Genomic DNA, 6,770 nt, shown 5'->3' with positions numbered 1-6,770 from the left:
CCTCGCGGCGGCACGCCCCGCCCCATCGCGCCGGTGGTCGGTGTGCAAGCGGGGTGTGCTTGCGCGCCGACCACCGGTGTGATCGCGTGAAGTGCCGCCGCGAGGAGATCACCCAAGCCCCGCCGTAACCCCAGCCACCCGCAAAGGCGGAGCAGAAAGGGCTGGATCTCCGAGCGCCCGGCCGGGGTCCGGGGCAGCGCCCCGAAAGCGAAGCGCTACCGCTGATAGTTCACGTCGGTCTTGAAGACCGAGAACCCAAGCTTCCGATAGAGAGCAACCGCAGCTGAGTTAGATTCATCGACGTAGAGAAGAGCCTGGGTAAGCCCAGAATCAGCGAGATGGCGAAGCCCAGCAACGCTGAGCGCAACGCCCAATCCCCGGCGATGCCCACCCGGATCCACGCCCAAGACGTAGATCTCCCCGAGCGCCGGGTCCGAACCAGAAGCCGGATGAACCTTGGTCCAGTGAAAGCCGACCAACGTGTCCGAAATGTCAACAGCGAGCAGGAAACCGGCCGGATCAAACCACGGCTCAGTCTCACGCAACCGCAGATCATCAAGGGTCCAGCGACCCTGCTCCGGGTGATGCGCAAAGGCCCGACTGTTAACCCCCAGCCAGGCCTCTTCGTCATGCCCGACACTGAAGGGCCGGATAGTCACCCCCGGAGGAAACACCGACTCCTCGGTGAAATCCAACAGAGAGCGACGCATCTGCCAAAGCACCCGAGCCCGGCTGAACCCATTCTTAGAAGCAAAGGCATGCGCCCCGGGCTCGTCCCCGTGCGCCCAGAAGGCAAGCGTCCCGCTACCAGCAGCAGCGAGAAGCGCACTCCCATGCCCCTGCCGCCGATAGGACGGGGAGACAACCAGCTCACCCGAGCCGGTCTTGTCGACAAAGGCGTACCCCGCGAGCACCCCATCATCAGCAAGGGAAAGAAGGTGCAGCCCGCCACCATTACGGACCCGCAGAACGACATCTTCCGACAGCGGATAAACCCCGTCGACGGCGGAGGCCGAGGAAGCCAACGCGAGTACGTCGGCCACCTCGGCGTCGCTCAACCGGTCAAGCGACCGGATTGTCGTCATGGATGTCAGACCGGCAGCGAGACCGGCTCGTTGTCGGGCAGCTGGCGACCGGTGGGCGGCACGACGAACTTGTAGCCGACCTGGCGCACGGTGCCGATCATCGACTCGTGCTCGACGCCGAGCTTGGCGCGCAGGCGACGCACGTGGACGTCGACCGTGCGGGTGCCACCGAAGTAGTCGTAGCCCCAGACCTCGCGCAGCAGCTGGTCGCGGGTGAAGACCCGGCCGGGGTGCTGCGCCAGGAACTTGAGCAGCTCGAACTCCTTGTAGGTGAGGTCGAGCGGGCGGCCCTTGAGCTTCGCCGCGTAGGTGTCGGGGTCGATGTTGAGCTCGCCGGCCCGGATCGAGCCGCCGGCACCGGCCGTGGCGTTGTTGAGCCGGCCGACGCCCAGACGCAGCCGGGCCTCAACCTCGGCGGGACCGGCGCTGGCCAGGATGACGTCGTCGACGCCCCAGTCGGCGTTCAGGGCGATCAGGCCCGCCTCGGTGACCACCGCGACGAGCGGAACACCGACGCCGGTCGCGTGCAGCATGCGGCACGTGGCGCGGGCCTCGGAGAGCTCGGAGCGAGCGTCCACCAGGATGGCGTCGGGGCTGGGCCCGGAAACCAGGGTGCGGACGTCGCGAGGGGCGGTGCGTACGGAGTGGGGAAGTAGATCCAGCGCGGGCAGCACGGCAGAGGGCTCGCCGGCGCGTGCTGTCACCAACAGAAGGATTTCCACACTCACCTCCGTCCTTGCGGCGCAATCGCCGCTCGGGTGACCCGGTCTGCGGCCGCTGTGAACGGACCGCTCCCGGAGGACTGTTTCCCCGGCGTCACCGACGGGTGGGCTGGCGTTACCTTAACCGATGCATCGGGTTGAGCGCCCTCATCGTGTGCGCAAGTGATGTAGTAAACGCTCGTAAGGTGGCCGAACGGCCGATTCGTAACCAGCCTTTTACCCGAGCAGACCGCCCAGCGCGCCTGACCGAAGCACACCCGGGTCTGGCACCATCGCAGGCGTGTTTCCCACCGTGCCGCAGGACGATCCCTGGGAACCCGACGCCTCGCGCGAGATCGCGCGCTCGGGCCCGGGTCGCCCCCCAACCGGTTTTTACGGCGCGATGCCGGACGCCGAAGCCGCCGCGCCGGACCCGGACGCGGAGGACGAGGAGGAGTTCGAGGAGATCGAGGTCGTCCCGGTCCGGCGTCAGTTGTCGCTGGCCATCGCGGGCTTCGCCGGTCTGCTCGGGCTCGGTCTGGCGCTGGGTGCCCAGACTTCCGCACCCGACTACCGGCTGCCGTACGCGATCGTCCTCTTCGGCGTACAGCTGCTCTATCTTCTTGCCTGGATCATGGCGTTGCATCCGCCGGCGGCGGGTGCGACCGCCGGGGTCTGCGCGGTGGTCGCACTGGTGGCCGACTATTTCGCGGTGACCCGCGAACCTCCGGGGCTTTTTCCGCTGTTCCTGGTGGCGATCGGCGGGTTCGTGGCGGCGGTGGCCGGGCAGCTGTTCCGGGCCGAGGACCGCAAACGGGTGACCGACTCCTGGCGTACGACGTTGTGGATCGTGCTCGGCGTGGTGGCGTACGCGATTCCGGTGATCATGACCCGGCAGCCGCTGGGCACCCAGACGATCGTCGTCTGCGCGGCCGGCGCGGGGGTGGCCTTGCTGGTGGCCCGGGCGACCGACGCGGTCTTCCCGAAGCCGCGGATCGCCGCCCAGGTGCCGCGGGGCGCGACCGGCGTGGTGCTGGGCGCGATGCTGGGCACGCTCGCGTCGGCGGCGCTGGGCAGTGTGATGGTGCTGCCGTTCACGCCGGCCAAGGGTGCGGTGGCCGGCCTGATCGCCGCGGTGATCGCCAACCTGGTCGACCTGGCGGTGAACTTCGGCGAGGCGGGCCGACGGCTGGCCGGCGACGCGCCGACGTTCTGGGTGGCCCGGCACATGCAGGGTCCGCTGGGGGCCTTCGCATTGACCGCGCCCGCCGCCTACGCCCTCGCACATTGGTACCTCACGTAGTTTCGCGGCCTATTGGATGCGGGCATGTACGGTCCACCACAGTCGATGGTCGGGAGGCCCGGTGGGCGAGGTATACGGCGAGCAGGTCCGGCCGCGGCGGCGGTGGGGGCGACGCCTGTTGATCACGTTCATCGTTCTGCTGCTGCTCGTGCTGGGTGCGGCCTTCGTGGCCGACCGGGTGGGCCGGTCCTACGCCGAGCGGATGATCAGCGACAAGGTGGCCGAGCAGGTCACCAACCAGAAGGCCACCAGTGAGAAGCCGGCCGTCACGATCGAGGGCTTTCCGTTCATCACCCAGGTGGCCCGGGGTCGCTACGACGAAATCAAGATCGAGCTGGCGAACTTCTCCGGCCCGGCGGGCAACAACCGCACGATCAAGATGAAGCTTCTGGACGTACGGGCGAAGGACGTGGTCGCGCCACTGGAGACGATCCGCTCCGGCACCGGCGACATCGTGGCCGGCACGGTCACCGGCGTCGGCCTGGTCGACTACGCGCAGCTGGTCACCCTGGTCGGCCAGCCGGGCGTGAAACTGGCGGCCAAGGACGGCAAGCTGACCGGCTCGGCGCCGGTTCAGGTGCTGGGCCAGACCGTCAACGTGACCGGCACCGCGCAGATCACCGTGAAGAGCGGGAACGTGGTTCAGGTGCGTTTCAGCAATGTGTCGGCCGAGGGTCTGCCGGACAACCCGATCGTCAAGGGCCTGATCAACTCGTACGTCAACAAGTTGGCCTTTGATCTTCGAGTTCCGGCGCTGCCGCTCAAACTCACCGTTCAGAACGTCGAAGCGACCGACGAGGGCCTGCGGGTGACGGCCGGCGCGGCCGACGTTTCGCTCAACTCGAGCGGGCTGTGACCCCCGACTCGATCCCGGATGGTGGTCGAGGCTGTTCCGGGGTCTGGAACCGCTGGTAGGGTCCATTTCCATGAGCCTCTTGCTCACGAAAAGGCGCGCGATCGACCTGTGTCGCGTGGCCGCGTGCCTGTGTCGCCCTGTCATCTGACGGGGCCACTGTGCTGAGCATTTTCTAGCTCGACATTCCTGAACGGCCGGCAGTGGCGCCGTCGCACAGCCCGAGATCCCAACCACCAATGGGTCCCGCGCGGGGTGCGACCAAATCCCTGTGCGCTGACTCTCCCCCCTCTCACCATCAAAGGGAGTAGACCGATGAGTCGCGACACCGCACTCGTCTCGGCCGACTGGGCCGAGAAGAACCTCGAAACGCCGGGCCTCGTCTTCGTCGAGGTCGACGAGGACACCACCGCCTACGACGGTGGCCACATCCCGGGCGCCATCAAGATCGACTGGAAGAAGGACCTGCAGGACCCGGTCCGGCGGGACTTCGTCAACCAGGAGCAGTTCGCCGCTCTGCTGAGCGAGCGCGGGATCGGCAACGACGACACCGTCATCCTGTACGGCGGTAACAACAACTGGTTCGCCGCGTACGCGTACTGGTACTTCAAGCTGTACGGCCACGAGCAGGTCAAGCTGATCGACGGCGGCCGCAAGAAGTGGGAACTCGACGCCCGTCCGTACTCGAAGGACGTGCCGAGCCGCGCCGCCACCAGCTACACGGCCAAGGCGCCCGACCTGTCGATCCGCGCGTTCCGCGACGAGGTCGTCGAGGCCATCGGCGTGAAGAACCTGGTCGACGTGCGCAGCCCCGACGAGTTCGCGGGTCGCCTGCTCGCCCCGGCGCACCTGCCGCAGGAGCAGTCGCAGCGGGCCGGCCACATCCCCACGGCGCTCAGCGTGCCGTGGAGCAAGGCCGCCAACGAGGACGGCACGTTCAAGTCGGACGACGAGCTCGCCAAGATCTACGGTGAGGCCGGCCTGGACGGCAGCAAGGACACCATCGCGTACTGCCGGATCGGCGAGCGCTCCTCGCACACCTGGTTCGTGCTCAAGGAGCTGCTCGGCCAGCAGAACGTGAAGAACTACGACGGCTCGTGGACCGAGTACGGCTCGCTCATCGGTGTGCCGATCGCCCTCGGCGACGAACCCGGAAAGGCGTGACCATGACGTCTCCCAACATCGCGGCCGGTTGCGCCGCCCCCGACCAGTCGGCGCCCCTCCCCGCGAGCGTCGACCTGGAGAAGGAAACCGTCATCACCGGCTTCGTGAACAACGCCGACGGCGAGGCGGTGGGCGGCGCGTACGTCCGCCTGCTCGACTCGTCCGGCGAGTTCACCGCCGAGGTCGTCACCTCGCCCGAGGGCGTGTTCCGCTTCTTCGCCGCGCCGGGTTCGTGGACCCTGCGGGCGCTGAGCCGGGCCGGCAACGGTGAGCTGACGGTCGACGTCACCCGTGGCGTCAACGAGGTCGCGCTCAGCGTGGCCGCTGCCTGACCCACGCTCTGTTGCAGTTTCAGGAGGCGGGATCCGTTCGGGTCCCGCCTCCTACTACGACCGCGGTCAGCGGCACCTCGGGGCGGGTGCGGGACAACCGCCGGATGCCGGTGTTGAGCACCGCGATCAGCGGCACCGCCACCAGCGCGCCGATGATGCCGGCCAGGGTGGCGCCGCAGGCGATGCCGATGATCACCACGAGCGGATGGATGGCCACCGCCCGGCCCATGATCAGCGGCTGGAGCAGGTGTCCCTCGACCTGCTGCACCAGGATCACCGCGCCCAGCACCACCAGCGAGATCACCCAGCCCTGATCGACCAGCGCGACAAGCACCGCTACCGCGCCGGACACGCCCGCGCCGACGATCGGGATGAACGCGCCCAGGAAGACCAGCGCGGCCAGTGGGAACGGGAACGGCACCTTGAGGATCACCAGGGCGATGCCGACGCCGAGTGCGTCTATGAACGCGACGAGCACCGTGGCCCGCACGTAGGAGCTCAGCGTCGCCCAGGACGCGTCCCCGGCGTCGGCCAGCGACCAGCGGGCGTTCAGCGGGAACAGCCGGACGATGAACCGCCAGATCTTCCGGCCGTCGCGCAGGAAGAAGAACGTCGAGAACAGCACCAGCAGCATCCCGGTGACCACCTCGAACAGGGTCGCCGCGGTGGCGATGCCGGTCGAGGTCAACTGCGAGGTGTGCGAGTTGACCCATTCCTGGGCGTTGTTGATCGCCTGGTTCACCTGCTCGTCGGAGAGGTGCAGCGGGCCGGTCCGGGCCCAGTCCTGGATCTGCCGCACCCCGGCGCTGGTCTTGTCGGTCAGCTCCGGCACGCCGTCGATGAACTGGCTGATCACCAGGGTGAGGGTGCCGGCCACCGCACCCATGCCGCAGATCAGCACCAGGAAGGTGGCCAGTGACCGGGGCAGCCGCAACCGCAGCAACCAGCCCACCGCCGGGGCCAGCAACGCGGACAGCAGCAGGGCGATCGCCAGCGGGACCACCACGATGCTGACGATGCCGATCAGGTGCAGCAGCGCCCAGCCGATCACGCCGACCACGATCAGGCGCCAGCTCCAGGCCGCGGCGAGGCGCAGCGAATGCGGCACCTCCGCGTCGTCCCGGCTGTTCGTCGAGTCGTGCACCTGCTCGGGCTCGCGTGGCGGCGGCACGTAATCGTCGTCGATGGTGGGCCCCTCAGCTGCCAACTCGTCGGCTCTGGACGAGCGCACCGACTGCCGACCGGAGTCGTAAGCCCTGCGCAAGTTGTCCCGGACACGCTGCAAGCGGCTCAACCGGCCGACCCCCTCGCGGTAGCGGCACCATCACGGCA

The 6,770-nt window shown here is 68.2% G+C and carries 8 protein-coding genes; 5 read left to right on the top strand and 3 right to left on the bottom strand.

The annotated features are described in order from the left end of the window. Positions 1-215: 215 nt before the first annotated feature. Complete coding sequence (gene mshD, locus Ate02nite_RS34310; protein ID WP_203812041.1) at positions 216-1,085, bottom strand: mycothiol synthase; 870 nt, start codon at positions 1,083-1,085, stop codon at positions 216-218. 5 nt (positions 1,086-1,090) lie between these two features. Continuing rightward, complete coding sequence (locus Ate02nite_RS34305) at positions 1,091-1,807, bottom strand: winged helix-turn-helix transcriptional regulator (protein WP_203812040.1); 717 nt, start codon at positions 1,805-1,807, stop codon at positions 1,091-1,093. Between the two features lie 280 nt (positions 1,808-2,087). Here Ate02nite_RS34305 and Ate02nite_RS34300 point away from each other — a divergent pair, with 280 nt between their 5' ends. The 5 genes from Ate02nite_RS34300 to Ate02nite_RS34285 all read left to right on the top strand — a co-directional run bounded on the left by Ate02nite_RS34300 (position 2,088) and on the right by Ate02nite_RS34285 (position 5,438). Further along, a complete protein-coding gene (locus Ate02nite_RS34300) occupies positions 2,088-3,089 on the top strand; it encodes a hypothetical protein (RefSeq protein ID WP_239147926.1) in 1,002 nt (333 codons plus the stop codon). Between the two features lie 61 nt (positions 3,090-3,150). Beyond that, positions 3,151-3,945, top strand: a complete 795-nt coding sequence (locus Ate02nite_RS34295; protein ID WP_239147925.1) for an LmeA family phospholipid-binding protein — start codon at positions 3,151-3,153, stop codon at positions 3,943-3,945. A gap of 70 nt (positions 3,946-4,015) precedes the next feature. Then, positions 4,016-4,093, top strand: coding sequence for an Ms5788A family Cys-rich leader peptide (locus Ate02nite_RS49885; RefSeq protein ID WP_354264045.1), 78 nt, complete (start codon positions 4,016-4,018; stop codon positions 4,091-4,093). Positions 4,094-4,257: 164 nt separating this feature from the next. Then, entirely contained in the window at positions 4,258-5,106 is an 849-nt protein-coding gene (locus tag Ate02nite_RS34290; RefSeq protein WP_203812038.1) for a sulfurtransferase, read from the top strand. Between the two features lie 2 nt (positions 5,107-5,108). Next, positions 5,109-5,438, top strand: coding sequence for a DUF1416 domain-containing protein (locus Ate02nite_RS34285; RefSeq protein ID WP_203812037.1), 330 nt, complete (start codon positions 5,109-5,111; stop codon positions 5,436-5,438). A gap of 19 nt (positions 5,439-5,457) precedes the next feature. On the opposite strand, the gene Ate02nite_RS34280 is transcribed toward Ate02nite_RS34285, so the two are convergent. After that, complete coding sequence (locus tag Ate02nite_RS34280; protein ID WP_203812052.1) at positions 5,458-6,723, bottom strand: AI-2E family transporter; 1,266 nt, start codon at positions 6,721-6,723, stop codon at positions 5,458-5,460. Between the last annotated feature and the right edge of the window lie 47 nt (positions 6,724-6,770).

The sequence above is a fragment of the Paractinoplanes tereljensis genome (assembly GCF_016862435.1).
Lineage (GTDB): Bacteria > Actinomycetota > Actinomycetes > Mycobacteriales > Micromonosporaceae > Actinoplanes > Actinoplanes tereljensis.
The sequence above is the reverse complement of the archived record's forward strand: the minus strand, read 5'-3'. Positions and strand labels throughout refer to the sequence as shown.